The organism is Microbacterium sp. Bi128, assembly GCF_918698205.1.
On the sequence record NZ_CAKKMM010001057.1, the window covers coordinates 1 to 1802 of the forward strand.

Here is a 1802-nt window from a genome sequence, read left to right on the forward strand (position 1 = left end):
TCACCATCGTCCTGTTCGCCCTCCTGGGCAGGCTGCGGGACGGCGAAGGCGGCCAGCATGCCGACGTCGACACCGCCCGCACCAGCCGCCCTCGCGGGCAGCAGATCCTCACGCTGGCACTGATCGCGGTGATGCTCGTGTGCACCCTGGGCTTCCACCTGCCGATCGGCTTTGTCGCACTCTCCGCCGGGCTCCTGCTGGCGCTGGTCAATATCAAAGAACACCAGACGTTCATCGGCGGTGTCTCCTGGTCCACCGTCCTGCTGGTAGCCGGCATGATCACCTATGTCTCCCTGCTCCAGCACGTTGGCGTCATCCACCCCCCCGCCGAGCAGGCTCTGGCACTGGGCGCACCGCTGCTGGTGGCGCTGGTCCTCTGCTATGTCATTGGCGTCGGCTCAGCCTTCGCCTCCTCCACGGCGTTGCTGACCGCGTTCATTCCCCTGGCCGGTCCGCTCCTGGCTACCAGCTCGCTGAGCGCATCAGGAACGGTCGCGGCGCTGGCTATAGCTGCCACGGTGGTGGATGTCTCGCCCTTCTCCACCGACGGTGCGCTGGTGGTCGCCAACGCCCGCGACAATGACAGGCAGCGAGTGTACCGGCAGCTGATGGCGTATGCCGGGGGAGTGGTGCTCGTAGCCCCGGCCCTCGCCTGGGTCCTGCTGGTTCCCACCGGCATCATGTAACCGAGCGGCCACCGGCGGTGCGGCTACCGATAGCCGGGCCGACCCCGCCGCATTGAATGAAGTCTTCGTTTGCGGCAAGTAACCACGCAGAAGGCCCGGACACACAGTGTCCGCCGGCACCAGACCGCAGTGGGGCGGCGAATGATGATCACCCGGATCATCGCCTATTCGCAACGCGCGCCGCCCCGCTGCCCTGACACGTCAACAGCGGCCGCATGGCACTAAGCATTCGCGATCATCCCGCCACAAGGAAACCGCCGGGACGGCATTTCGCGGCAGTGTTTCCCGGGATTGCCGGCAAGTGCCCTCCCGGTGACGGTAACGGGGAGCGGCAGGCCTACGTCCGCGGCCGGTTCCAGCGGTATTCGTTCTCCGGCCGCCCGGGGGCGCCGTAGCGGGCGGCGCGGGAGACCGTTCCGGCGTCGGCGAGGTATTCGAGGTAGCGCCGGGCGGTGACCCGGGACATCCCGAGCGCCTCCATGACCTCGCTGGCCGACACCGCCTCGGCCTGCTGCTTGATGTAGTCCTGGACGGATTCCAGCGTGGATACGGCCAGGCCCTTGGGCAGCGACAGCTCGGACGGGGCACGGAGGCTGGCGAAGGCCTGGTCCACATCGCTTTGGGACGCCCGGGCTCCGGCTTCCCCGGCCAGGGGTGCGGCCAGCTGCTCGCGGAACAGCCGGTAGCTGGCGAGCTTGTCCGCAAAGGTCGCGTAGGTGAACGGTTTGATCAGGTACTGGACCACGCCGGTGGCCACCGCGCTGCGGACAATGTTCAGTTCCCGCACCGCGGTGATGGCGATGATGTCCGCGAACAGTCCGGCCGCCCGCATCCGGCGTGCGATGTCCAGCCCGTGGAGGTCCGGGAGGTTCATGTCCAGCAGGACCAGCTCCACCGGATTGCCTGCCGCGGAGAATTCGGTGAGCAGGCGCAGGGCGGACTGGCCGTCGGGCGCGGAGCCCGCCAGGGTGAAACCGTCCAGCCTTTCTATGTAGGCGGCGTGCGCTGCGGCAGCGATGGGCTCGTCCTCGACGACGAGTACCCGGATCTCGCTCATGGTTGTCCCTCGGTAGTGACCGGCAGCGGAGTGACCGGCGGTGTTGTGACGGGCAGAGG

General features: G+C 67.9%; 2 protein-coding genes. One reads left to right on the plus strand and one right to left on the minus strand.

Annotated features, from left to right (window positions below; all coding sequences use genetic code 11):
- On the plus strand, positions 1-686 hold a 686-nt coding region (locus LQV45_RS29705), incomplete at its 5' end, for an SLC13 family permease (protein WP_374208329.1).
- A 337-nt stretch (positions 687-1023) separates the two neighbouring features.
- Here LQV45_RS29705 and LQV45_RS29710 read toward each other — a convergent pair.
- On the minus strand, positions 1024-1743 hold the full coding sequence (locus LQV45_RS29710; protein WP_223916554.1) for a response regulator: 720 nt from the start codon (positions 1741-1743) through the stop codon (positions 1024-1026).
- Positions 1744-1802: the final 59 nt, after the last annotated feature.